Source organism: Microbacterium pygmaeum, assembly GCF_900100885.1.
Classification (GTDB): domain Bacteria; phylum Actinomycetota; class Actinomycetes; order Actinomycetales; family Microbacteriaceae; genus Microbacterium; species Microbacterium pygmaeum.
This window is the reverse complement of the sequence record NZ_LT629692.1, coordinates 2,628,274-2,651,295: the sequence shown is the minus strand read 5'-3', so window position 1 is coordinate 2,651,295 and position 23,022 is coordinate 2,628,274. Positions and strand designations below refer to the sequence as shown.

The 23,022-nt window shown below is 68.9% G+C and carries 24 protein-coding genes and 4 tRNA genes; 7 read left to right on the top strand and 21 right to left on the bottom strand.

The features are described 5' to 3' along the window. Nucleotides 1-3: 3 nt before the first annotated feature. The 11 genes from BLT19_RS12710 to pdxS all read right to left on the bottom strand — a co-directional run bounded on the left by BLT19_RS12710 (nt 4) and on the right by pdxS (nt 10,850). Entirely contained in the window at nt 4-2,253 is a 2,250-nt protein-coding gene (locus tag BLT19_RS12710) for a RelA/SpoT family protein (protein WP_091490870.1), read from the bottom strand. A gap of 106 nt (nt 2,254-2,359) precedes the next feature. Next, the gene (gene secF / locus BLT19_RS12705; RefSeq protein ID WP_091490868.1) at nt 2,360-3,349 is read right to left on the bottom strand and encodes a protein translocase subunit SecF; all 990 of its coding nucleotides are present in this window, start codon (nt 3,347-3,349) and stop codon (nt 2,360-2,362) included. Then, entirely contained in the window at nt 3,349-5,097 is a 1,749-nt protein-coding gene (gene secD, locus BLT19_RS12700) for a protein translocase subunit SecD (protein WP_091490866.1), read from the bottom strand. Before secD ends, secF begins: the two co-directional genes overlap by 1 nt. Before the next feature lie 41 nt (nt 5,098-5,138). After that, nucleotides 5,139-5,636 (bottom strand): preprotein translocase subunit YajC, encoded by a 498-nt coding sequence (locus BLT19_RS12695; protein ID WP_331710692.1) that lies wholly within the window; start codon nt 5,634-5,636, stop codon nt 5,139-5,141. Between the two features lie 51 nt (nt 5,637-5,687). Next, nucleotides 5,688-6,716 (bottom strand): Holliday junction branch migration DNA helicase RuvB, encoded by a 1,029-nt coding sequence (gene ruvB / locus BLT19_RS12690; protein WP_091490862.1) that lies wholly within the window; start codon nt 6,714-6,716, stop codon nt 5,688-5,690. Then, nucleotides 6,703-7,323, bottom strand: a complete 621-nt coding sequence (gene ruvA / locus BLT19_RS12685; RefSeq protein WP_091490861.1) for a Holliday junction branch migration protein RuvA — start codon at nt 7,321-7,323, stop codon at nt 6,703-6,705. The genes ruvB and ruvA overlap by 14 nt, the downstream gene beginning before the upstream one ends. A gap of 69 nt (nt 7,324-7,392) precedes the next feature. Next, nucleotides 7,393-7,956 (bottom strand): crossover junction endodeoxyribonuclease RuvC, encoded by a 564-nt coding sequence (gene ruvC, locus BLT19_RS12680; protein ID WP_091490859.1) that lies wholly within the window; start codon nt 7,954-7,956, stop codon nt 7,393-7,395. 77 nt (nt 7,957-8,033) lie between these two features. After that, nucleotides 8,034-8,795 carry a YebC/PmpR family DNA-binding transcriptional regulator gene (locus BLT19_RS12675; RefSeq protein WP_091490856.1) on the bottom strand — a complete coding sequence of 254 codons (762 nt, stop codon included), beginning with the start codon at nt 8,793-8,795 and terminating at the stop codon, nt 8,034-8,036. A 44-nt stretch (nt 8,796-8,839) separates the two neighbouring features. Beyond that, nucleotides 8,840-9,364, bottom strand: a complete 525-nt coding sequence (locus tag BLT19_RS12670) for a DUF1697 domain-containing protein (protein WP_091490854.1) — start codon at nt 9,362-9,364, stop codon at nt 8,840-8,842. A 12-nt stretch (nt 9,365-9,376) separates the two neighbouring features. Continuing rightward, nucleotides 9,377-9,970: a pyridoxal 5'-phosphate synthase glutaminase subunit PdxT gene (pdxT, locus tag BLT19_RS12665; RefSeq protein ID WP_091490852.1), complete on the bottom strand. Its 594-nt coding sequence runs from the start codon at nt 9,968-9,970 to the stop codon at nt 9,377-9,379. Then, a complete protein-coding gene (pdxS, locus tag BLT19_RS12660) occupies nt 9,960-10,850 on the bottom strand; it encodes a pyridoxal 5'-phosphate synthase lyase subunit PdxS (protein ID WP_091490850.1) in 891 nt (296 codons plus the stop codon). The genes pdxT and pdxS overlap by 11 nt, the downstream gene beginning before the upstream one ends. An 85-nt stretch (nt 10,851-10,935) precedes the next feature. On the opposite strand from pdxS, the gene BLT19_RS12655 reads away from it, so the two are divergent. Both BLT19_RS12655 and pdxY read left to right on the top strand, forming a co-directional pair. Then, nucleotides 10,936-12,279, top strand: coding sequence for an aminotransferase class I/II-fold pyridoxal phosphate-dependent enzyme (locus tag BLT19_RS12655; RefSeq protein ID WP_091490848.1), 1,344 nt, complete (start codon nt 10,936-10,938; stop codon nt 12,277-12,279). Nucleotides 12,280-12,286: 7 nt separating this feature from the next. Next, the gene (gene pdxY / locus BLT19_RS12650; protein ID WP_091490846.1) at nt 12,287-13,138 is read left to right on the top strand and encodes a pyridoxal kinase PdxY; all 852 of its coding nucleotides are present in this window, start codon (nt 12,287-12,289) and stop codon (nt 13,136-13,138) included. A 2-nt stretch (nt 13,139-13,140) separates the two neighbouring features. Here the strand turns inward: pdxY and BLT19_RS12645 are convergent, their stop codons facing one another. Together BLT19_RS12645 and thrS are read right to left on the bottom strand one after the other, a co-directional pair. Beyond that, on the bottom strand, nt 13,141-13,689 hold the full coding sequence (locus tag BLT19_RS12645; protein WP_091490844.1) for an HIT family protein: 549 nt from the start codon (nt 13,687-13,689) through the stop codon (nt 13,141-13,143). Continuing rightward, nucleotides 13,686-15,695, bottom strand: coding sequence for a threonine--tRNA ligase (gene thrS, locus BLT19_RS12640; RefSeq protein ID WP_091490841.1), 2,010 nt, complete (start codon nt 15,693-15,695; stop codon nt 13,686-13,688). The genes BLT19_RS12645 and thrS overlap by 4 nt, the downstream gene beginning before the upstream one ends. A 211-nt stretch (nt 15,696-15,906) precedes the next feature. Between thrS and BLT19_RS12635 the strand changes: the two genes are divergently transcribed. Continuing rightward, on the top strand, nt 15,907-17,070 hold the full coding sequence (locus BLT19_RS12635) for an SLC13 family permease (protein ID WP_091490839.1): 1,164 nt from the start codon (nt 15,907-15,909) through the stop codon (nt 17,068-17,070). A 15-nt stretch (nt 17,071-17,085) separates the two neighbouring features. Here BLT19_RS12635 and BLT19_RS12630 read toward each other — a convergent pair whose 3' ends face one another. Continuing rightward, entirely contained in the window at nt 17,086-17,760 is a 675-nt protein-coding gene (locus tag BLT19_RS12630) for a DNA alkylation repair protein (RefSeq protein WP_091490837.1), read from the bottom strand. A 42-nt stretch (nt 17,761-17,802) separates the two neighbouring features. Between BLT19_RS12630 and BLT19_RS12625 the strand changes: the two genes are divergently transcribed. Together BLT19_RS12625 and BLT19_RS12620 are read left to right on the top strand one after the other, a co-directional pair. Further along, complete coding sequence (locus BLT19_RS12625; protein ID WP_197672953.1) at nt 17,803-18,156, top strand: hypothetical protein; 354 nt, start codon at nt 17,803-17,805, stop codon at nt 18,154-18,156. A 49-nt stretch (nt 18,157-18,205) separates the two neighbouring features. Next, complete coding sequence (locus tag BLT19_RS12620) at nt 18,206-18,937, top strand: hypothetical protein (protein WP_157681862.1); 732 nt, start codon at nt 18,206-18,208, stop codon at nt 18,935-18,937. A 26-nt stretch (nt 18,938-18,963) separates the two neighbouring features. Here BLT19_RS12620 and BLT19_RS12615 read toward each other — a convergent pair whose 3' ends face one another. The 4 genes from BLT19_RS12615 to BLT19_RS12600 all read right to left on the bottom strand — a co-directional run bounded on the left by BLT19_RS12615 (nt 18,964) and on the right by BLT19_RS12600 (nt 19,555). Then, complete coding sequence (locus BLT19_RS12615; protein WP_157681861.1) at nt 18,964-19,104, bottom strand: hypothetical protein; 141 nt, start codon at nt 19,102-19,104, stop codon at nt 18,964-18,966. A gap of 155 nt (nt 19,105-19,259) precedes the next feature. Continuing rightward, nucleotides 19,260-19,331 (bottom strand) — tRNA-Val (locus BLT19_RS12610). Between the two features lie 28 nt (nt 19,332-19,359). Next, nucleotides 19,360-19,430, bottom strand: a tRNA-Cys gene (locus tag BLT19_RS12605). Nucleotides 19,431-19,482: 52 nt separating this feature from the next. After that, nucleotides 19,483-19,555, bottom strand: a tRNA-Gly gene (locus BLT19_RS12600). A 147-nt stretch (nt 19,556-19,702) separates the two neighbouring features. Here BLT19_RS12600 and BLT19_RS12595 point away from each other — a divergent pair. Next, a tRNA-Val gene (locus BLT19_RS12595) sits at nt 19,703-19,775 on the top strand. 21 nt (nt 19,776-19,796) lie between these two features. Here BLT19_RS12595 and BLT19_RS12590 read toward each other — a convergent pair. Further along, complete coding sequence (locus BLT19_RS12590) at nt 19,797-20,399, bottom strand: response regulator transcription factor (RefSeq protein ID WP_091490829.1); 603 nt, start codon at nt 20,397-20,399, stop codon at nt 19,797-19,799. Next, nucleotides 20,396-21,622, bottom strand: a complete 1,227-nt coding sequence (locus BLT19_RS12585; RefSeq protein ID WP_091490826.1) for a sensor histidine kinase — start codon at nt 21,620-21,622, stop codon at nt 20,396-20,398. The genes BLT19_RS12590 and BLT19_RS12585 overlap by 4 nt, the downstream gene beginning before the upstream one ends. A 163-nt stretch (nt 21,623-21,785) precedes the next feature. On the opposite strand from BLT19_RS12585, the gene BLT19_RS12580 reads away from it, so the two are divergent. After that, nucleotides 21,786-22,349 (top strand): small multidrug efflux protein, encoded by a 564-nt coding sequence (locus BLT19_RS12580; protein ID WP_091493968.1) that lies wholly within the window; start codon nt 21,786-21,788, stop codon nt 22,347-22,349. Nucleotides 22,350-22,413: 64 nt separating this feature from the next. On the opposite strand, the gene BLT19_RS12575 is transcribed toward BLT19_RS12580, so the two are convergent. Then, nucleotides 22,414-22,956, bottom strand: a complete 543-nt coding sequence (locus BLT19_RS12575) for a type II toxin-antitoxin system PemK/MazF family toxin (protein ID WP_231917648.1) — start codon at nt 22,954-22,956, stop codon at nt 22,414-22,416. Nucleotides 22,957-23,022: the final 66 nt, after the last annotated feature.

Genomic DNA, 23,022 nt, shown 5'->3' with positions numbered 1-23,022 from the left:
TCGTCAGGACGAGGTGACCCGGTAGACGTCGTAGACGGCGTCGATCCGGCGTACCGCGTTGAGGACGCGCTCGAGGTGGACGATGTCGCCCATCTCGAACACGAAGCGGCTCAGGGCCAGCCGGTCATTCGTGGTCGAGACCGTCGCGGAGAGGATGTTGACGTGATGTTCGCTGAGCACGCGCGTGACATCGCTGAGCAGCCCCGAGCGATCCAGCGCCTCGATCTGGATCTGCACGAGGAAGATGCTCTTGGTGGTCGGTGCCCACTCGACCTCGATGAGTCGTTCGGCATCGTCCATCAGCGACTTCACGTTCGTGCAGTCCGTGCGGTGCACCGACACGCCGCTGCCCCGCGTGACGAAGCCGACGATGTCATCTCCCGGCACCGGTGTGCAGCATTTCGCGAGCTTCACCAGGATGTCCGGCGCGCCGCGCACGAGCACACCCGAATCCCCGTCGCGGGGCCTGCGGGAGCGTCCGACCTGCGGCAGATCGATCGGCCCGGTCGAGGTGTCGTTGGCCGCAACGAGCGCGGTGACCTTCTCGATAACGGACTGCGTCGAGACGTGGCCTTCACCGACCGCGGCGTACAGCGCGGAGACGTCCTCGTACTTGAGCTGCTGGGCCACGTCGGTGAACGAGTCCTGGCTCATCAGACGCTGCAGCGGCAGGTTCTGACGGCGCATCGCGCGCGCGATCGCCTCCTTCCCCTGCTCCACGGCCTCTTCGCGGCGCTCCTTCGTGAACCACCCGCGGATCTTGCTGCGCGCCCGCGTGCTGGCCACGAAGGTGAGCCAGTCCTGGCTGGGTCCGGCATCCGGATTCTTCGAGGTGAACACTTCCACGACGTCGCCGCTGGTGAGCACGGTCTCCAACGGCACCAGCCGGCCGTTCACCTTCGAGCCCATCGTGCGGTGGCCCACCTCGGTGTGCACGGCGTAGGCGAAATCGACCGGCGTAGCGCCGGTGGGCAGCCCGATGACACGGCCCTTCGGCGTGAACACGTAGACCTCTTTGGCGCCGATCTCGAAGCGCAGCGAATCCAGGAACTCGCCGGGGTCGGCGGTCTCCGCCTGCCAGTCGGAGATGTGCGCGAGCCAGGCCATGTCGGCGTCCACGGACTTCGGGTCGGCCTTGCCACCGGCCATCCGCTCCTTGTACTTCCAGTGCGCGGCCACACCGTACTCGGCCTGCTGGTGCATCTCGTTCGTGCGGATCTGGATCTCGACGGTGCGTCCGCCTGGACCGATCACCGTGGTGTGCAGCGACTGGTAGAGGTTGAACTTGGGCGTCGCGATGTAGTCCTTGAACCGGCCAGGAATCGGCGTCCACCGTGCGTGGATGGCGCCGAGGACCGCATAGCAGTCGCGGACGCTCCCCACGAGGATCCGGATGCCGATGAGGTCGTAGATGTCGTCGAACTCACGGCCGCGCACGACCATCTTCTGGTACACGGAGTACAGCTGCTTCGGGCGGCCGAGCACCCGGCCGCGGATGCGCAGGTCGCGCAGATCCCCGTCGACGGCGTCGATGACGTTGTGCACGTACTGCTCGCGCTGCGGGGTGCGCTGCTTGACCAGGCTCTCGATCTCGACGTACAGCTTCGGATGCAGCACCGCGAAGGAGAGGTCCTCGAGCTCCGACTTGATGGTCTGGATGCCGAGTCGGTGCGCGAGCGGGGCGTAGATCTCGAGCGTCTCGGTCGCCTTCTTCTGCGCCTTCTCGGGCGGCACGAACCCCCAGGTTCGCGCGTTGTGCAGGCGGTCGGCGAGTTTGATCAGGAGGACGCGGATGTCGCGCGACATCGCCACGATCATCTTGCGGACGGTCTCGGCCTGCGCGCTCTCGCCGTACTTGACCTTGTCGAGCTTGGTGACGCCGTCCACCAGCATGGCCACTTCGTCGCCGAACGCCGCCGTGAGGGTGTCGAGCGGGTATCCGGTGTCCTCGACGGTGTCGTGCAGCAGCGCTGCCGCGATCGCCTTGGGCCCGAGCCCCAGATCGGCGAGGATCTGCGCCACCGCGAGCGGATGCGTGATGTACGGCTCACCGCTCTGGCGCGTCTGGCCGTCGTGGGCTTCGGAGGCGACGGTGTAGGCCCGCTCGATGATCGAGAGGTCGCCCTTGGGGTGATGCGTGCGCACCGTCCGCAGCAGCTGCTCGACATCGTCGCGCCGCGCGGAACGCGAGAAGATGCGCGGGACGAGCCTGCGCAGAGACGATGACTGCGCGGGGGGCGCGGTTTCGGTCATCCCGGTCCTCCCCCTCAGCTGGATCCGTTCATCTTACGCCCGCGGCGACGGCCCTCCCGCCGCTGGGAGTGCCGTCGCCGTCGGACGGTGCGGCGATCGCCGAGCGCTACGCGGGCACTCCCGCGCGCTCCCGCGCAGTGAGGACGCGCGCGTCGCGCGCCTTGATGCCGGACTCGTTCTCGCGCAGCAGCGAGTACAGCGGCGAGGCGACGAACAGGGTCGAGTACGCCGCCACGATCGTTCCGACGAAGATCGACAGGGAGAGGTCGGTGAGGGTCTGCGCGCCCACCCACACGAGTCCGATGAACAGGATCGCGCCGGTCGGCAGCACCGCGACGACGGTCGTGTTGATCGAGCGGATGAGGGTCTGGTTCACGGCGAGGTTGACGGATTCGCCGAACGTGCGCCCTGAGACCTCGCCGTCCTCATGCGTGTTCTCCCGGATCTTGTCGAAGACCACCGTGGTGTCGTACAGCGCGTACGACAGGATCGTCAGGAAACCGATCACGGCAGCAGGTGAGATCTCGAAGCCGCACAGCGCGTACACCCCGATGGTGATCACCAGGACATCGACCAGGCCGATGATCGCCGAGACGGACATCTTCCAGGTGCGGAAGTACAGCGCCAGGATCAGGAAGGTCAGCGCGAGGAAGATCGCGAGTCCCCACAGCGACTGGCGCGTCACATCCTCGCCCCAGCTGGGCCCGATGAACGAGGAGGTGACCTCGCTCGCCGGGACGCCGTACGCCTCCGCGAGGGCGGCGCTGACGGCCTGCGTCTCGTCGGTGGTGAGCTGATCGGTCTGCACCCGAACGGCGGTCGTGCCCACGGTGCTGATCTTCGTCGTCGCATCCGGGACCACCGACTGGACGGCGTCGGTGGCGACGAGCTGGTCCGGGTCGGTCACCCCCGACACCACGAACTGGGATCCGCCGGTGAACTCGATCGAGAACTGGATCGGGCGGAACAGCGGCACCAGGGCGGCGGCGATCACGAAGATCGCGGCGATGATGAACCACAAGCGCCGACGGCCCACGAAGGGGAAGGACGTCTTGCCGGAGTAGAGGTCGTTGCCGAACTGGCTCATGCGGCCCATCAGCGGGTCCCCTCCGTGTCGTCCGCAGACGGTTCGGCTCCTGCGGAGCCGCCGCTGGTCTTCTTCGCGGCCGCGAGCTCGGCCTGCTTGCGCTCGGCGATGGTCTGCCGTCGCTCCGCCTCACCGCGGGACTTCGCCGTGCGCCGCCCCGCCGCCGTCGCAGTGGTGATCGCCGGAGCGCGGAACTGCGCGCGACCGCGATACACGGCGCCGAGCGCATCCGGATCCAGTCCGGAGAGCGGATGCCCCGATCCGAAGAACTTCGTGCGCGCGAGCAGCTGCATCACCGGGTGGGTGAACAGGATGAAGATGAGCACGTCGATCGCCGTGGTGAGCCCCAGCGTGAAGGCGAAGCCCTTCACGGTGGCGTCGGCGAGGATGTACAGGACGATCGCGGCGAGGATGTTGATCGACTTCGAGATGTAGATCGTGCGCTTGGCACGACCCCAGCCGTCCTCGACGGCTCCGGTGATCGACTTGCCGTCTCGCAGCTCGTCTCGAATCCGCTCGAAGTACACGATGAACGAGTCCGCCGTAAATCCGATGGTCACGATCAGGCCCGCGACGCCGGCGAGTGACAGGCGGAAGCCCATGCGCCAGGCCAGGATGCACAGCGTGATGTAGGTGAGCACGCCCATCACCGCCAGCGAGGCGATGATCACGAAGCCGAGCGCGCGGTACACGATCAGCGAGTAGATCGCCACGAGCGCCAGACCGATCAGGCCCGCGATGAGGCCGATCTGCAGCTGCTGGGACCCGAGGGTCGCCGAGATCGTGTCGGAGCTGACGACCTGGAAGCTGAGCGGCAGTGCGCCGTACTTGAGCTGATCGGCGAGGGCCTTGGCGGTGTCCTGCGTGAAGCTGCCGGTGATGCTCGGATCGCCCCCGAGGATCACCGCGTTCATCGACGGTGCCGAAAGGACCGAGCCGTCCAGCACGAAGGCGAACTGGTTCAGCGGCGGGTCTGCGCCGAACAGGCGCTGGCTGATCTCGCCGAACGTCTTCGTCCCGGCGTCGTCGAACTTGAGGTTGACCGACCACTGACCGTTGGTCTGCTGGAGGCCGAACGTCGCGTCGTCGATCGACGTGCCGTCCAGCTCGACCGGCCCGAGGATGTACTTGGCCGATCCGTCGGCCTCGCAGGTGATGAGCGGCTGATCCTTCGGCGCGTTCGCCGGGTCGTTCGCCGGGTCGGCGCAGTCGTAGACCGAGAACTGCGCGAGCAGCGCCGGCGTGATCCAGGACGGGTCGCTGCCGTTGGTCGGCGAGGCAGTCGGGGTCGACGGGAGCGACGGGTCGGGCGTCGGGTACGGGGTCTGCTTGCCGTCATCGCCCACGTAGGACGTTGCCGGGTTGCCGGTGTAGAGCACGGCGCGCAGCTGGAGCTGCGCCGAGGCCTCGATCCGCTGACGGGTGGCCTCGTCGGCCTGCCCCGGGATCTGCACGACGATGTTCTTGCCACCCTCGGTGGTCACATCCGCCTCGCCGACACCGGAGGCGTCGACACGCTGGCGGATGATCGTGACCGCCTGGTTCATCTGATCGGTGGTCGGATCCGCGCCGTCCGAGGTCTGCGCCTCGAGGATGATCTGCGTCCCGCCCTGCAGGTCGAGGGCGAGCTCGGGGCTCCACGAGCTTCCTTTGAACACGTAGACGCCGAGGGCGTTGATACCGAACAGGAGGGCGGTGATGACCAGCAGGCCGGTCAGCGCTCGCCAGGCATGCCGGACGGGGGTGGATGTCGCCACGAGGGGTCAGCTTTCTGGAACGCCCGGAGAGGGCGGGCGGTTCAGGCCTGGGGCTTTGAGCCGGTGTCGGAGTCGGGTTCGGTCGCCGACTTCTTCTGCTCTTCCGCACGAGCGTGGTCGTCGCTGATGGAGGAGATGTACCCGCCGGCCACGCCCTCGACGTACTCTTCGTGGCTCTCCTCGGCCTCGATGAACTCGTCTTCGGTGACGGTCCCCTCGGTCGGGTTGACGACCCGCAGGATCGCCTGGCTGTGCACGCGGATCTCCACGCCCGGAGCGATCTCGACGACGGCCGGCTGGTCGAGGTTGTCCGGGTCGAACTCAACGATGGTGCCGTACAGGCCCCCCTGCATCAGGACCTCCGCGCCGGGGATGGTCTGTCGGGCCTTCGACTCCTGCTCCGCCTTCTGCTTCTGCATGCGACGGCGCGAGCTCCAGAACATGAAGATCAGCAGCACGACGAGCAGGATGATGAGGCCGTAGTTGGCGAAGAACGACGCGAAGTCCATGGAGGTGAGATCACCTTTCAGATGTGGCACGTCGTGGCGACGCTGCCGTGCAAGAGGGAGTGAGGCGAGAGCCTTCAGCGATTATAGGTCATCGAATCTGAGCGCCGACTCGGCGTGGGCGACGCCCAGATGCGCGTATGCCTCGGGCATCGCGATGCGACCTCGCGGGGTCCGGCCCATGAATCCGATCCGCACCAGATAGGGCTCGACGACCGATTCGATGGTCTCGGGCTCCTCGCCGACGGCGACGGCGAGTGTGCTCAGCCCGACCGGTCCCCCGCGGAATCTGCGGACCAGTGCATCCAGGACGGCGCGGTCGAGGCGGTCCAAGCCGATCGAGTCGACATCGTACAGGTCCAGCGCGGCATCCACCGTTGCGGTGTCGCCGTCGCCGCCGCGCACGATGATGAAATCGCGCACTCGGCGTAGGAGACGATTGGCGATGCGCGGGGTGCCTCGTGAGCGGCGCGCGATCTCCGCCCGGGACGGCCGGGGCAGGTCGACGCCGAGCATGATCGCCGAGCGCTCGATGACGCGTTCCAGCTCCTCGGGTTCGTAGTACTCGAGGTGCGCCGTGAAGCCGAACCGGTCGCGGAGCGGGTTGGGCAGCAGCCCCGAGCGGGTGGTCGCGCCCACCAGGGTGAACGGGGCGAGATCCAGCGGGATGCTCGTGGCGCCCGCGCCCTTGCCGACCATGATGTCGATGCGGAAGTCCTCCATCGCGAGGTAGAGCATCTCCTCGGCCGAGCGCGCCATCCGGTGCACCTCGTCGATGAACAGCACTTCACCGGAGGTCAGGCTCGACAGGAGGGCGGCCAGGTCGCCGGCGTGCTGGATCGCGGGACCGCTGGACAGACGCAGCGGGCGGCCGCTCTCGTGGGCGACGATCATCGCCAGCGTGGTCTTGCCCAGGCCCGGCGGGCCGGAGAGCAGGATGTGATCTGCCGGCCGCTGCTGGATCCGCGCGGCATCCAGCAGCAGCTGCAGTTGGCCGCGGACCTTCTGCTGGCCGACGAACTCCGCGAGCGAGGTGGGGCGCAGGGCGCCCTCGATCGCGAGTTCGGTGTCGTCGACCGGTTCGTCGGCGTCCCGGATCTCATCCACCGGCATGCTCCTTGCGAGCAGGTCCGAGCGCTGCCAGCGTCAGCCGCAGCAGCGAGGGGACGGAGGAACGGTCTGCGTCGGATGCGTCTTCGAGCACGGATGCCACGGCCTCGGTCGCTGCACGGTCGTTCCATCCGAGGCCGACGAGGGCCTGTGCGACCTGGGTGGCCACGTCCGGCGCGACACCGGCGCGCGGTCTCCCGGGCGAAGCGGGGGGCGCCAGTTTGCCGGTGAGCTGCACGACGATCAGCTTCGCGGTCTTCGGCCCGATGCCGCTCACGCGGCGGAACGGCGCGTCATCGTCGGCGGCGACGGCCTGGGCGATCTGGGAGACGCCGAGTGAGGAGAGCACACCCAGGGCGGATTTGGGTCCGACGCCGGTGACGCCGAGGAGCTGGGTGAACACCACCAGCTCCTCTCTGGTCTCGAACCCGAACAGCGACAGGGCGTCCTCGCGGACGATGAGGTGCGTGTGCAGGAAGACCTGCTCGTCGGGGTCGGTCGCTGCGGCGAGGTGCGGTGCGACCGCGACGGCGAGCCCGACACCGCCGACCTCGACCACGATCTGATCGCCGTCGACATGCAGTGCGCGACCGCGCAGTGAAGAGATCATGAGCCGAGCCTAGAACTGCGTTCGCAGTTTTGTTCGATCGACACGCTCCGGCGGGCGCACTGCAGGCGCCTATCGGCGGGCGAGGCGCTCCGCATCGGCCCAGGCGCGCTGCGCCGGGGTCAGGGCACCAGCGGCCGGCGATACCGCGGCTCCCCCGCGCCAGGCGTGGCAGAGGGCCAGCGCGAGCGCGTCGGCCGCATCGGCGGGTTGTGGAAGCGCGTCGAGGCGCAGGATGCGCGCGACCATCGTCTGCACCTGTCGCTTGTCGGCGGCGCCGTAGCCGGTGACCGCCGCCTTGACCTCGGTGGGCGTGTGCGTGCTGGCCGCCAGCCCGCGCTCGCCCGCGATCAGCAGCGCGATGCCGCTGGCCTGCGCAGTGCCCATGACCGACTGCCGGTTGTGCTGGGAGAAGACCCGCTCGACCGCGACGACGCTGGGCTCGTGCTCGTCGATCACGGCACGGATGCCGGCCGCGATCGTGGCCAGACGACGTTCGATGGGCTCGCCCGGATCGGAGCGGATCACGCCGACGTGCACGAGCGTGGCCGATCGGTTGGACGCGACGTCCACGACGCCGACGCCGCACCGGGTCAGGCCGGGGTCGATTCCGAGAACGCGCAACGCAGCTGCCACTCCCCCACGGTAGGCGTCACCGCCGCCGCGAGAGCGTGCGGCGCGCCCTCGCGGGCGACACCGGCGACGAGCTCGCGTCAGTCCTCGTTCTCCTCGAGCTCGGCCTGGACCTCGGCGGTCAGGTCGAAGTTGCTGTAGACGTTCTGCACGTCGTCGCTGTCCTCGAGCGCGTCGATCAGCCGGAAGACCTTGCGCGCGGTGTCCGCGTCGACTTCGACCTTGAGCCCCGGGACGAACTCGACATCGGCCGACTCGTAGTCGATGCCGGCATCCTGCAGCGCCGAGCGGACCGAGACGAGGTCGCTGGCCTCGGTGATCACGCCGAAGCCGTCGCCGTGCGGCTCGATCTCCTCGGCACCGGCTTCGAGGACGGCGAGCATCACGTCATCCTCTGATGCGCTCTCGCCCGAGACGACGATCACGCCCTTGCGATGGAAGTTGTACGAGACGCTGCCCGGGTCGGCCATCGTGCCGCCGTTGCGCGTCATGGCCGTTCGCACCTCGGCTGCGGCGCGGTTCTTGTTGTCGGTGAGGCACTCGATCAGCAGGGCGACGCCGTTCGGGCCGTAGCCCTCGTACATGATCGTCTGGTAATCGACGGACTCGCCTGTGAGTCCCGCGCCGCGCTTGACCGCACGGTCGATGTTGTCGTTGGGGACCGAGGTCTTCTTGGCCTTCTGGATGGCATCGACCAGGGTCGGGTTCCCCGAGAGGTCGGCGCCGCCGATCTTGGCCGCGACTTCGATGTTCTTGATGAGCTTGGCGAACGACTTGGCGCGGCGGGAGTCGATGACCGCCTTCTTGTGCTTCGTCGTCGCCCACTTGGAGTGGCCGGACATGCGCTCCAGTTTACGCGGGGAGCGGCGGCGCGCTCACATCCATGTCAGCTCACGATCTTCTGGAGCGTCCGCAGATTGCGGTTGGTCGTGGACTCCCGGTACGTCTTCTTGGACAGGAGCCGCCCGAACGGCGTGTCGACCGTCGTGCCCTTGACCGGATGCCAGTACACGACGCCGGTCCCGCGAGCCACCGGATCCGCGTCTGGATCGAGTTCGGGTGCCGCGGCGAGGATCTCGATGAGGACCGCCTCGTCGGATGCGAACACCACGTAGGGCTGTCTCGAGGCATCCGCGGCGTCGAACGGGAACGCCTCGACCGCCTGAGCGACCGCCGCCCTGGTCACCAGCACGATCCACGCGTCGTAGCCGAACCGATCTCGCAGCGCCTTCTCGATCTTCGTCTTGAGCGCAGGCGCGGCGGCGGTACTGGAGAAGACCACGTTGCCGCTGGCCAGGACCGTGCGCACGTCCGTGAATCCCAGCTGGTCGAAGAGGTCGCGCAGATCGGCGGAGCGAACGGTGATGCCGTTCACGTTCACGCCGCGAAGCAGCGCAACCCACGTCGTCATGGCGCCATGGAATCAGACCGCGCGCACCATGTCGAGGAACAACTCGTGGAAGCGGCGCTCGCCGGTGACCTCCGGGTGGAACGACGTGCCCAGCATCCGGGCGGTGCGCACCGCGACGACTCGCCCGTCGTCCAGGCTCGCGAGCGCCTCGACACCCTCGCCCACATCACGCACGAGCGGTGCCCGGATGAAGATCGCGTGGACGGGCGGTGCGCCGAGGGCGGGCACGTGCAGATCGGTCTCGAACGAATCGACCTGGCTGCCGAAGGCGTTCCGCTGCACCGTCACGTCCAGGCCGCCGAACGTCTGCTGACCTTCGATGCCGTCGGTGATCCGGTCGGCGAGCAGGATCAGCCCGGCGCAGGTGCCGTACACGGGCAGGCCGGACTCGATGGCGCCGCGGATCGGCCGCTGCATCCCGAACGCGCGCGAGAGTTTGTCGATGACGCTGGATTCTCCGCCCGGCAGGACGAGGCCGTCCACCTGGTCGAGTTCCTCGGGGCGTCGGACGAGGACGACGTCGGCACCGAGGTCGCGCAGCACCGAGGCGTGCTCGCGGACGTCGCCCTGCAGGGCGAGCACTCCGACCCGAGGGCTACCAGCCACGCTCGGCGAGGCGGTGCGGGGCGGGCAGGTCGCTCACGTTGATGCCGACCATCGCCTCGCCGAGCCCGCGCGAGACCTGGGCGATCACGGCGGCGTCGTCGAAGAATGTCGTGGCCTTCACGATCGCGGCGGCGCGCTCAGCCGGGTTGCCGGACTTGAAGATCCCCGAGCCCACGAACACGCCGTCGGCACCGAGCTGCATCATCATCGCGGCATCGGCCGGAGTGGCGACGCCGCCTGCGACGAACAGCACCACCGGCAGCTTCCCGGTCTCGGCGATCTCGGCGACCAGGTCGTAGGGGGCCTGCAGCTCTTTGGCCGCGACGTACAGCTCGTCCTTGGTCATCGAGCGCAGCACGTTGATCTCGCTGGAGATCTTGCGGATGTGCTTGGTGGCCTCAGAGACATCTCCGGTGCCGGCCTCGCCTTTGGACCGGATCATCGCGGCGCCCTCGTTGATGCGCCGGAGCGCCTCGCCGAGATTGGTCGCGCCGCAGACGAAGGGGACGGTGAAGCCCCACTTGTCGATGTGGTTGACGTAGTCGGCGGGTGAGAGCACTTCGGACTCGTCGATGTAGTCGACACCGAGCTCCTGCAGCACCTGCGCCTCGACGAAGTGCCCGATCCTGGCCTTGGCCATCACCGGGATCGAGACGGCCTCGATGATGCCGTCGATCATGTCGGGGTCGCTCATGCGCGACACCCCGCCCTGCGCGCGGATGTCTGCGGGGACGCGCTCGAGTGCCATCACCGCGACGGCGCCGGCGTCCTCGGCGATCTTGGCCTGCTCGACGGTGACGACGTCCATGATGACGCCGCCCTTGAGCATCTCTGCCAGGCCGCGCTTGACGCGACCGGTTCCGGTGTCCACTGTGCTCACGAGAGGCTTCCTTCCAACGACGTCTTTTGACCTAGGCCAAACGCTAGCATGTACCACCATAGGCTCGAGGGCGGGAGCGTCAGGCATGGAGCTGGAGATCAGCGGTCGCTCCGCGGCGGAGATCGCGAGCAGTCTGCGAACGCTCGTCGAGCGCGGGATGCTGCCGCCGGGCGGATCCCTGCCCTCCGTGCGCGCCCTCGCCGACCGGCTCGGCGTGAATCGGAACACGGTCGTGGCCGCCTACGGCGAACTGGCGCGTGCGGGGGTGGTGGAAAGCCGCGGTCGCGGCGGCACCCGGGTCCTCGATCGCGCGGAGGTCGCCCAGGAGGGCTTCGCGGCAGACACGGTGTTGCGCGACGTCGGGACCGGAAACCCCGACCCCGATCTGATCCCGGGTTTCCTCCCCGCACTCACCGCGATGGCCGGGCGCCCCGTGCTCTACGGCGAGCCTGTGATCGATCCGGGGCTGGAGCGGTGGGCGACCGCGTGGATGAGCGAGGACCTCGCCCCCTCGGCACCGGCTAGGCTCACGATCACCAGCGGCGCGGGAGACGCGGTCGAGCGCCTGTTCGCGGATGTCCTCACCCGTGGCGACGCCGTCGCGCTGGAAGACCCGTGCTTCCTGACGAGCATCCACACGGTGCGTCTGGGCGGGTACCGGCCGGTGCCGGTCCCGGTCGACGATCAGGGGATGACCGTCGACGGGCTCAGAGCCGCGCTCCAGCAGGGGGTGCGGGCCGTCCTGTGCACGCCGCGCGCGCAGAACCCCACGGGGGCGAGCCTGTCCGCGGATCGCGCCGAAGCCCTCCGCGACCTGCTGCGCGAGCATCCGTACGTGCTGGTCATCGAAGACGACCACTTCTCGATGCTCTCGCGCGCTCCCTTGCACTCCCTGATCGGGCCGGAGCACCGCCGCTGGGCGCTCATCCGGTCGGTCTCGAAGTTCCTCGGACCCGACATGTGCCTGGCGGTCACCGCATCCGATCCCGACACGGCCGACCGCCTCGCGACGCGGCTGACACCCGGCACCACGTGGGTGAGCCATCTGCTGCAGCGGCTGACGCACACCCTGGTGGCCGACCCGGCGGTGACCGAGGGCATCGCCCGCGCATCCGCCCATTACGCCGAGCGCAATGCCTCCTTCGCCGACCGACTCACCGCGCACGGCGTCCCCACGCGCGCTGGTGACGGGTTGAACCTCTGGGTGGCGCTGCCCGTGCCGGCGCGCGCGGTGACGCAGCAGCTCATGCGTCGGGGGTGGCTGGCGCGCAGCGGCGATGAGTTCGTGCTCTCGGACGCGTCTTCGGCTCGGCGGCTTCGTCTGACCGTGCACGATCTCGACGATACTGAGGCCGAGCAGCTCGCAGCCGACATCGCAGCCGCGGTGCGGGCTGTGCGCGGCCGGCCCGTGCGGGCCGAGGTGGGATGATCGAGCGGTGAAGATCCTCTCCATCCAGTCCGCGGTCGCCTACGGCCATGTCGGCAACTCCGCAGCGGTGTTCCCGCTGCAGCGGATCGGCGTGGAGGTGCTGCCGGTGTACACGGTCAACTTCTCCAACCACACCGGCTACGGCGCCTGGCGTGGCCCGATGATCAGTCCGGACGACGTGCGCGACGTGATCACCGGCATCGGCGAGCGCGGCGTCTTCCCCGAGATCGACGTGGTGCTCTCCGGCTATCAGGGCGGCGAGGGGATCGCCCAGGTGATCCTGGAGGCGGTGGCGCAGGTGAAGGCCGCGAATCCGGCCGCCGTGTACGCCTGCGATCCGGTGATGGGCAATGCGAAATCCGGATGCTTCGTCGCGCCGGCGATCCCGGTGCTGCTGCGGGATCGGGTCATTCCCGCCGCCGACATCATCACACCGAACCAGTTCGAGCTGGGCTATCTCACCGGCACCGAGCCGGACACGCTCGAATCCACGCTCGCCTCGGCCGACGCCGCGCGTGCGATGGGACCGAGCACGGTCCTGGTGACCAGCGTCGAGCGTCCGGATCGCGAAGCGGGCACCATCGAGATGCTCGTGGTCACAGGTGAGGGCGCGTGGATCGTGCAGACCCCCCTGCTGCCGATGAAGGCCAATGGGTCCGGCGACGTGACCGCGGCGCTGTTCACCGCCCACTTCGTCTCCAGCGGCGACGCGGCCGATGCGCTGGCGCGCACCGTGTCGAGCGTCTACGACCTGCTGGAGCTCACCTACGAGTCGGGTGAGCGCGAACTGCAGCTCGTCGAGGCGCAGGAGTCCTACGCGCGACCGCGCATGCAGTTCGCCCCGCGGCGCGTGCGCTGAACTCAGGCGGGCCAGGCGTCCGCGATCGCGATCCGGACGTCCCCCAGCAGCTGCGGCAGCGCCTTGGTCTTGGCGATGATCGGGAAGAAGTTCGCGTCCGATGCCCACCGCGGCACGATGTGCTGGTGCAGGTGTCCGTCGACGCCGGCTCCGGCGATGGCGCCCTGGTTCATGCCGATGTTGAATCCGTCGCACCGCGACACCGTGCGCAGCACCCGCATCGCGGTCTGGGTGAGCGCGCCGATCTCGGCGACCTCCTCCGCGGTTGCTTCGTCGTACGTCGAGATGTGGCGGTACGGGCACACCAGCAGGTGTCCGGAGTTGTACGGGAACAGGTTCAGCAGCACATAGGCGCTCCGACCGCGCGCAACGATCAGGCCGTCTTCGTCGGACTTGTCCGGCGCCGCGCAGAACGGGCAGACATCGCGCAGCGGTTGCGGACCTGCCGCGATGTACGCCATCCGGTGCGGGGTCCACAGACGCTGGAACTCGTCGGGCACGCCCGGGAGGGTCGCGGCGTCCTCGAGCGGCCGGTCCGCGGCATCCGTCACGCGAAGTCCTCCGCCGTGCTCACCAGCGCATGCGAATCGATGGCGGAACGGATGCGGCGCACGGCGTCCGCGATCGGCACGCCGTTCTCCTGGCTTCCGTCACGGAATCGGAACGAGACCGTGCCGGCCGCGCGGTCCTGCTCCCCCACGATCAGGATGAGCGGCACCTTGCCGGTCGTATGGGTGCGGATCTTCTTCTGCATGCGCTCGTCCGAGTGATCGACCTCGGCGCGCACCTCCTCGGCGCGCAGCGCCTGGATGACCTCGTCGAGGTAGTCGCCGTACTGCTCCGCCACCGGCACACCCACGACCTGCACCGGCGAGAGCCACACCGGGAAGTCGCCGGCATAGTGCTCCAGGAGGATGGCGAAGAAACGCTCGATCGAACCCATCAGGGCACGGTGGATCATGACGGGGCGCTTCTTCTGGCCGTCGCGATCGGTGAACTCCAGGTCGAACCGTTCGGGCAGGTTGAAATCCAGCTGCACGGTCGACAGCTGCCACGTGCGGCCGATCGCGTCCTTCACCTTGAGATCGATCTTCGGTCCGTAGAAGGCGGCCTCACCAGGCACTTCGGTGAGCTTCAGTCCGCTGGCCAGCGCCACTCGACGCAGGGCATCGGTCGCCTCGGCCCAGTGCTCCTCGTCGCCGATCCACTTCGACTTCTCGTCGTCGCGCATCGACAGTTCCAACTCGAAGTCGCTGAGCCCGAAGTCGCGCAGCAGGGACAGCACGAACTCCAACACCTCGGAGACTTCGCCCTCCAGCTGCTCGGGGGTCACGAACAGGTGCGCGTCGTCCTGGGTGAACCCGCGCACGCGGGTGAGTCCGTGCAGGGCTCCGGAAAGCTCGTTGCGGTAGACGGTGCCGTTCTCGGCCAGCCGCATCGGCAGATCGCGGTAGCTGCGGGCGCGCTCGCGGTAGATCAGGATGTGCATCGGGCAGTTCATCGGCTTGAGGTAGTAGTCGACGCCCTGCTTGGTGATCTCGCCGCTCTCGTCGCGCTCCTCGTCCATGCGGATCGGCGGGAACATGCCCTCGGCGTAGGTGACGAGGTGATTCGACTCGATGAACAGGTCGCGCTTGGTGATATGCGGGGTGTACACGTAGGTGTAGCCGGCGGCGCGGTGACGGCGCAGCGCATGCTGCTCCATCTCCTGGCGCACGATCCCGCCGCGCGGGTGCCAGACCGACAGGCCGGAGCCGATCTCCTCCGGGAACGAGAACAGATCCAGCTCCTTGCCCAGACGCCGGTGGTCGCGTTTGGCCGCCTCGGCAAGGCGCTCCTGGTACGCGCGCAACGCATCCTTCGAGGGCCACGCGGTGCCGTAGATGCGCTGCAGCTGCGGATTCTTCTCACTCCCCCGCCAGTACGCGGCGGCGATGCGGGTGAGGTCCCATCCGTTGCCGATCAGCCGGGTGCTCGGCAGGTGCGGCCCGCGGCAGAGGTCCTTCCAGACCGTCTCGCCGTCACGGTTCACGTTGTCGTAGATCGTGAGCTCTCCCGCGCCGACCTCGACGGAAGCGCCCTCCGCCGCTTCTTTCGAACCGCCCTTCAGCCCGATGAGCTCGAGCTTGAACGGCTCCGCTGCCAGCTCGGCCCGCGCCTCTTCGTCTGTCACTACGCGGCGGACGAACCGCTGACCCTCGCGGATGATGCGCTGCATCTCCTTGTCGATGGCCTTGAGGTCCTCCGGGGTGAACGACTCCTCCACCGCGAAGTCGTAGTAGAAGCCGTCGGTGATGGGCGGACCGATGCCGAGGTTGGCCTGCGGGTTGATGCGCTGCACGGCCTGGGCGAGCACGTGTGCGGCGGAGTGGCGCAGGATCTGCAGGCCGTCGTCGCTGTCGATGGTGACCGGCTCGACGACATCGGACTCATCGACGGTCGTCGCGAGGTCTTTCAGCTCGCCGTTCACACGGAGGGCGACGACGCTGCGGTCGGGGAAGAGGCGGAAACCGTCGGCGGGGTAGGACGCGTCCGACGGGAGGGTGACGTCAGTCAAGGAACTCTCCAGAAGATGGCTCGGATGGGAGGCTGCTCAGCTTCGGGCGCATGCGCACCCTGCCCGCTCAGGCGCCGAGCGTTCGCGTGGCTGTCACCGCGACGGCGGTCGCGGTCGACGGCAGGCGTGGTTCCATGCCGCCAGTCTAGTTCGCGGTCGGCGCTCGCCGCGTGGAGGCTGCGCCTCGCAACGCCCCGGTGGGCGGCGCACGATGATGGATGCTGTGAAGCTCGCGGTCATCGGCGTGGTCCTGCTCGTCGCCGGGGGCGTCGCGGTCACCACCGGCGCGCTGCCCGTCGCAGAGGCCGCGGGGATCATCGAGCGCGTCTGGCCCATCCTGCTGTTCGTCGTCGCGGTCACGATCACCGCCGAGCTGGCATCCACGGCCGGCGTGTTCGACGTCGCAGCATCCGCCCTCGCCCGCTTCGGTCGGGGACGGACGTGGTCGCTGTGGCTGCTGGTGGTCCTGCTGGCCGTCCTCGCCACGGCGTTCCTGTCGCTGGATACGACCGCCGTCCTGCTGACCCCCGTCGTGGTCGTCGTCGCTCGGGCCCATCGCCTCGACCCGCTGCCGTTCGCCTTCACCACCGTCTGGCTGGCCAACACGGCCTCGCTCGTGCTGCCGGTGTCGAATCTGACCAATCTGCTCGCGGTGCATCGGCTCGGCGGTGCCGACACGGCGTTCTTCGTCGCCCTGCTCGGGCCCTCCGCGCTCGTCGCGATCCTCGTTCCCGTCGGGATCCTCGGGCTCGTGCACAGACGCGCCCTGCGCGGTCGCTACGAGGCGGCGCCGCCCCCGCGGGTCGAGGATCGAGTCCTGCTGGTCGCGGCGTCGGTGATCGTCCTCGCGCTCCTGCCGCTCCTGGTGTCGGGCGTCGCCGTGTGGATCCCCGCCGTGGTCGCATCCGTCGTGCTGGGCGGATTCTTCGTCTGGCGGTCGCCGCGCACCCTTCGGTTCGCGCTCGTGCCCTGGCAGCTGCTGGTGTTCGCGTCCGGGCTCTTCCTCGCGGTCGGAGCCGTCCAAGCGCTCGGCTCCGGCGCGATCCTCGACGTGGTGGCCGGCCGCGGCGAGGACCTGATCTCCCTCTGGCAGCTCGCCGCGGCGGGCATGGTCGGCGCGAACGCGATCGACAACCTCCCCGCCTATCTCGCTCTGGAACCGACCGCCGAGACTCCCCTGCGCCTGGCAGCGCTGCTGATCGGCGTGAACGCCGGGTCGCTGATCACGCCGTGGGCGTCCCTGGCGACGCTGCTGTGGCACCAGAGGCTCGTGTCGGTCGGTGTCGAGGTGCCGTGGCGGCGCTCCATGCTGCTGGGTGTGATCGCCGCTCCCGCCACGGTGGGCCTGGCGGTTCTGCCGCTCGCGATGCGCTGAGCCGGATGCGCCCGGTCACAGGTGCTTGAGGGCCTCGCGGCGGCTCAGGGGACTCAGCGGATGACTGTCGGCGTAGGCGAGCACCCAGTCGGGATCCACCCGTGCATATTCGCGCAGTGCCCAGCCGATCGCCTTGCGCAGGAAGAACTCCGGGTCCGCGATGCTGGGCTCGATCAGCTCCGCGAGGAGCGCGGCGTCCACGCGGTCGCGACGGCCGAGCTGGGACAGGATCGCTATCCGCCGCACCCAGAGATCGTCGTCCGCACTCCATACGCGCACGATCGCGGCGGCCTCGGCCGGAAATCGATCGTGCAGGTCGGCCATGCGATGCGCCAGCTCATCGGTGTAGTCCCACCACTGCCCCGTGCGGACCATGTGCACGATGAGCCCGACCGCGTCCGGATCGGCGGATGCCGGCGCCAGCCCCAGGAGCGCCATCGCCGCGTACCGCTCCTCGCGGTACTCGGCTGCGTCCCAGAGCTTGCGCGCGGCGGCGCGCAGGATGGCGGCTTCCGTCGTGGTGCTCGCCGCCGTCCGGGCGATCCGGCGGGCCTGCGGAACCGGCACGCCCAAGAAGGGCATCTCGGACTTCATGTACGCCTGCTGACCGGGAGCACGCGCGTCGTCAGCCCGGGCCCGGAGTCCTGCTCGGACAGCCGCGGTGAGCTCCCTCGTGCGCTTGTCCCCCATGCGTATCACGCTACTGCGCGACGGCTCGGGCATAGTGGGCGCATGCGAGAACTCTCCGCCGCCGACCTCGGCATGCTGCTGTCGGTGTTCGCCGTGCTGCTGATCGCGTTCGGGATCGATTTCCACGTGTCCAGGCGCTCGGCCCGCCAGCACCGTGGACGCGCCCTGTTCTTCGTCGGTGTCAGCCTGGTCGGCGAGGCGATGACGGCGCTGGCACTGGTGCTGACGTGGATCGCACTGTGGAGCCCCGCAGCGTGGGAGCAGATCGATGACCTCCTCGTCTTCATCCCCGGGTCGATCGCGGTGTTGTGTGCCGTGGTCCTGACCGGCGAGAAGACGGTCGGTCGTGTGCTGGCGGTCCGCGGCCACGGCGATGGGTCGACTTCCGACCGTTGAGACGTCCGGCCTCTGTCGGGCCCGCGCGAACGGGTGGACAATGTCGCACATGATCGAGGCGTCGCCTCCTGTCCCACCGGAGCCGGCGGATCAGCCGCTGTCCGGTGATCCGTCCGCCACCGATGCCGTCCTCGCCCGGCGCGCGCAGATCCTCGCGACCGAGCATTGGGGGCTGCTGGCTGCCCGCAGCACAGCGCAGAGCGAGGTGCTGACCCGCATCACGATCTTCCTCACCCTCGTCTCGGCGGGACTCGTCACGATCGGCCTTCTCGGCCAGGCATCGGGATTCCGCGACTGGTTCACCCCGGCCGTCCTCGGGATCCTCGCGTTCCTGTGCCTGATCGGCTTCATGACCGTCGTCCGGGTGATGAATGTCGGCGAGGAGGACATGATGTACGTCGTCGCGATGAACCGGCTGCGCGGCGCCTACGTCGACCTCGACCCGGCGATCGAGCGCTACTTCCTGGCATCCGTCACCGATGACGAAGAGGGCATGATGCGCACCTACTCGTTCCTGCGCCGCCGGGGCAGCAGCGTCTTCATCGGCAGTTCGGTGATGCTGCTGTTCGTGGTCGACGCCTGCGTCTTCGGCTTCTTCACCGGCGCCGTGGTCGCTGCGCTCGGCGGATCGATCGGATGGGCGGTGATCGCCGGGGTCGTCATCGGCCTGGGGTTGATCGCGGGGCTCGGGTGGTACGCGCTGGCGACCTTCGCAGGCACATGGCGGCGCTACATCCCGCTCAGGGCATCGACCGGACCGCCCGCGTTCTGGCGACCGTGATGCGATTCAGCGCGCGTGCGGCGTGCTCACGAGTGCGCGCGGGGGTGCGGACGACGCATCGGCAGGCGGTACATCACGGCGCCGACCGCGAGAGCGATCACGAGGATCGCCTGCTCGCCGACCCATGCTCCGGCGGTGCGCGCTGTGGTGGCTGCTGAATTCGTCATCGACATCACTCTCGAGTCTGCGGAGGTCGCCGAGGTGTCGACCTGATCCGTCACAGGGGGTTCGGAGAGCGGGCGTCATCGGATTGCACGATGACAGAGCGATCGCAACGTGCGTGGAAACGCAGAAAACCCCCGGGATTCCGGGGGTTTCAGTGTGCGCGATACTGGGATCGAACCAGTGACCTCTTCCGTGTCAGGGAAGCGCGCTACCGCTGCGCCAATCGCGCCCGTTCGGGCTATTCAGTTATGCAGGCGAGGTGGCGACGGGATTCGAACCCGTGTAAACGGCTTTGCAGGCCGGTGCCTAGCCGCTCGGCCACGCCACCGTGTGGATTGACCCCACGTGCTGGACTCCTCCGGAAAGGAACTCTGCACTCGAGCGGATGACGAGACTCGAACTCGCGACCCCAACCTTGGCAAGGTTGTGCGCTACCAACTGCGCTACATCCGCGTTCCCGGATCGCCCCGGGCACTCGTACGACTTTAGCCGATGATTTCGGACTCGCCAAACCAACACGGCCCGCGCGTGTCACGCCCGCGCCGGTTCGCTGGAACATCCGCCATCCGGTAACATCGGAACCCGGCCCGACAGGGTCATGGGCGATTGGCGCAGTTGGTAGCGCGCTTCCTTCACACGGAAGAGGTCGTCGGTTCGAGTCCGGCATCGCCCACCCCGCAGCTCCTCCTCAGCGTCAAAGCCAGCCCTGTTCCTCGGCCATCAGGGTCGCCTGCTGGCGCGTGCGGACGGCGAGTTTCGCGAGGATCGCCGAGACGTGATTTCGCACCGTTCCCGGCGCGAGCGAGAGGGTCCGCGCGATCTGGCCGGTCGTCTCCCCCCGGCGGCCCGCGCGCAGAACATCCAGTTCGCGATCCGTCAGCGGGCTGCGCCGGTCACTGAGCGCATCGGCTGCCACCTCCGGGTCGACGTACCGGGCGCCGGAGGCCACGCGACGGATCACGGCGGCCACCTCGTCGGCGCCGCGGGATTTCGGCAGGAACCCCGCGACTCCTGACGCGAGCGCCCTCCGCAGCACTCCTGGGCGCGCATGGCGTGTCACGACGACGCATCGGGTGGGGAGCACCCTTCGCAGTCGCTCGGCGACTTCGACGCCGTCCAAGCCCGGCATCTCGAGGTCGAGCAGGCAGACATCCGGCTTGACGCGCAGGGCCTCTGCGACAGCCGCCTCGCCGTCTGTGCATTCCGCGACGACCTCGATGTCCTCCTCCATCGCGAGGAGCGCGGCCAGCGCCGAGCGGATCATCACCTCGTCGTCGGCGATCAGCACCCGGATCACGGCGCGTCCTCCGGTCCCAGCGGAATCGTCATAACGACGGTGAACTCCTGCTTGTCCGAACGCACGTCCAGCACTCCACCGGCATCGGCGGCGCGACGGCGGAGGCCGTCCAGTCCCGAGCCGCCCTGGTCTGCGGGATGCTCGCCGCCGGCGTCGTTGGAGATCGCATACCGCCACCCTTCCGCCGTGCGGGTCAGGGACAGACGGGCCCAGGTGCCCGCGCCGTGTCGCAGCACGTTCGTGGTCGTCTCTCGGATGACCGGACCGAGAACGGATGCCGGTGCCTTCGCGGCATCCGGATCCACGGTCAATTCGGCCGACGTCCCGGCCGCCCGCAGCAGATCCACGGCGTTGGCCAGCTCGTCACCGAGCGGCACCGAGCGGAAGCGCAGCACCAGGTCCCGGGTGCCCTGCCGCGCCTCGTCGACACTGATCCGGCTCGCCCGCAGCTGCTCCAGTGCGGCCGGTGGATCCCGTTCCATCAGACGTTCGGCGAGCTCGAGCTGCAGGGCGATCACCTGGAGATGATGGCCCTGCAGGTCGTGGACGTCGGTGGCCACGCGCAGACGCTCCTGGGTGGCGGCCAGACGCGCCTCCGAAGCACGCGCACGGTCCAGGGTCAGCAGCACATCCCACCACCAGAGCGAGACGACGGTCATCGCCGGCAACAGTGCGGTGTACGCCGCCGGGAACCACCAGTTCGGCGCATCCGGATCGATGCTCAAGGCGATCGCGCCCATGCGCCCGTCGATGAAAGCGAGCAGGCCCAGCACCACGGTGACCGCCAGGACGATCCGCAGTCGCACCCCCGGCTGCCAGTTCAGCAGCACGAGCGACTGGAGCACCGGCAGGACCGCGATGACCCAGACCCCGGTGACCACCCCCGCTGCGACGCCGTACGCGACGGCGACCAGGAGCGGCGCGATCAGTCGCCGCCAGTGGGCCAGCGCGGCGGTTCCCTCGACCCGATGCCGGTAGTCCAGGAGGAGGGGCACGGTTGAGGCCGACCACACGAGCCCGCCGACCGTGACGACGGCGAGGGTCGCATCGCGACGGTCGACCTCGAGGAGAGCGGCGGCCCACAGCCCGACGATGACCACCTCGAAGAAGAGGATGGCCGTCACCGTGTACCACCAGGTCGCCGAGACCCCCCGATCGAGACGACGAGTCCCCCGCCTGGCGGCAGAGTCCTGCCCGGCAGGATCGGGAGCACGAGGAGTCACCCGTCCACCATATGGCGGTGACAATTGTCACCTTTCGGACGTGCGAACCGCCCGCACCGCGATGACACCGGACACTTCCGGTGCGGGATGCCGGCCGATGAACTGGATGCATCGCGAGCGGCTCCCACATCCGGTGGCCGTCGCTGATCCCCAGGAGGAAGACATGACCCCCGTCGAATGGTTCCAGAGCGTCGTCGCACAGGTGCCGGAGCTGGTGCAGCCGTTGATCGTCGCGCTCGCCGGCGCGGTGCCCTTCATCGAGGGGGAGGGTGCGGTGGCCATCGGCATCATCGGCGGCATCAACCCGATCGTGGCTGCCGGCGCGGCGATGGCCGGAAACTTCCTCTGCGTCGCGGTCCTCGTGCTGCTCAGCTCGCGGGCGCGCACGGCGGTGGTCTCGCGGACGCGTCAGCGCTCCGCGGTGCCGGCAACTGGCGGGCCGTCCATGGAATCGGGTGAGGGACCGGCCGCCGACCGGCTCGCGGGTGCGCCGGATGCTGCCGCCTCACCGCGTTCGCAGAAGTTCCAGCGCGCCTTCGAGCGGTATGGAGTCCCCGGGGTCAGCCTGCTCGGCCCGCTCCTGCTTCCCACCCAGTTCACCGCGACGATGCTGGCCGCCGCGGGCATCGGCAGGGCTCGCATCCTGGTATGGCAGGCTGTCGCGATCATCGGCTGGACCACCCTGGTCGCACTGCTGATCTCGGGCGTGCTCAACGCCGTCGGCTGACCGGTACGGGCGGCCGGGTCGGGGGGTCTGGCCCTGCGATCCGGCCGCCGCAGGCGCGGACGCGTCAGTTCCCGACGGCCCAGCCGTACCGCCGATGCAGCGCGTCCGCGACGCGTACGAATCGGTCCGGATCCAGAGCGGACGCCTCGCGCCGCATGCCCTTGGCATGCACGCTGTACACCTGTTCGATGTCGACCCAGGAGGGTCGCCCTTGCGCGTCCCACGGCCCGCTCCCGATCGCGAGGAAGTCGCGCTGTCCGTCGTGCGCCTTGCTGGTCAGCCGGACCGCGAACACCCGGGAGTCATCCTGCCGGCCGACGACGAGCACCGGCCGGTCCTTGCCGCGTCCGTCGTTCTCCGCGTAGGGGACCCACGTCCAGACGATCTCGCCGGCGTCCGGATCGCCGTCCGGATGCGGCGCGTACGAGAGCCGCAGGCCGTCGCGTCGCGGTGGAGCGATCTCCACCGTCGCGGTGTCGCCGCCCCGCGCCGGAGCCGTCTGATCGGACGGCGGGCGTGCGGGCGCGACAGTTGCGGCGGTGCTCGCGCCGGCGCCACTGGAGAACAGTCGCGCGATCGCGCCCAGGAATCCGGATGTTCGGGTCACATCAGCGACCCTAGCGAACGGGCCCGCCATGCAGCGCGGAAGGGGCGCCGCGACCGAAGTCGCGAC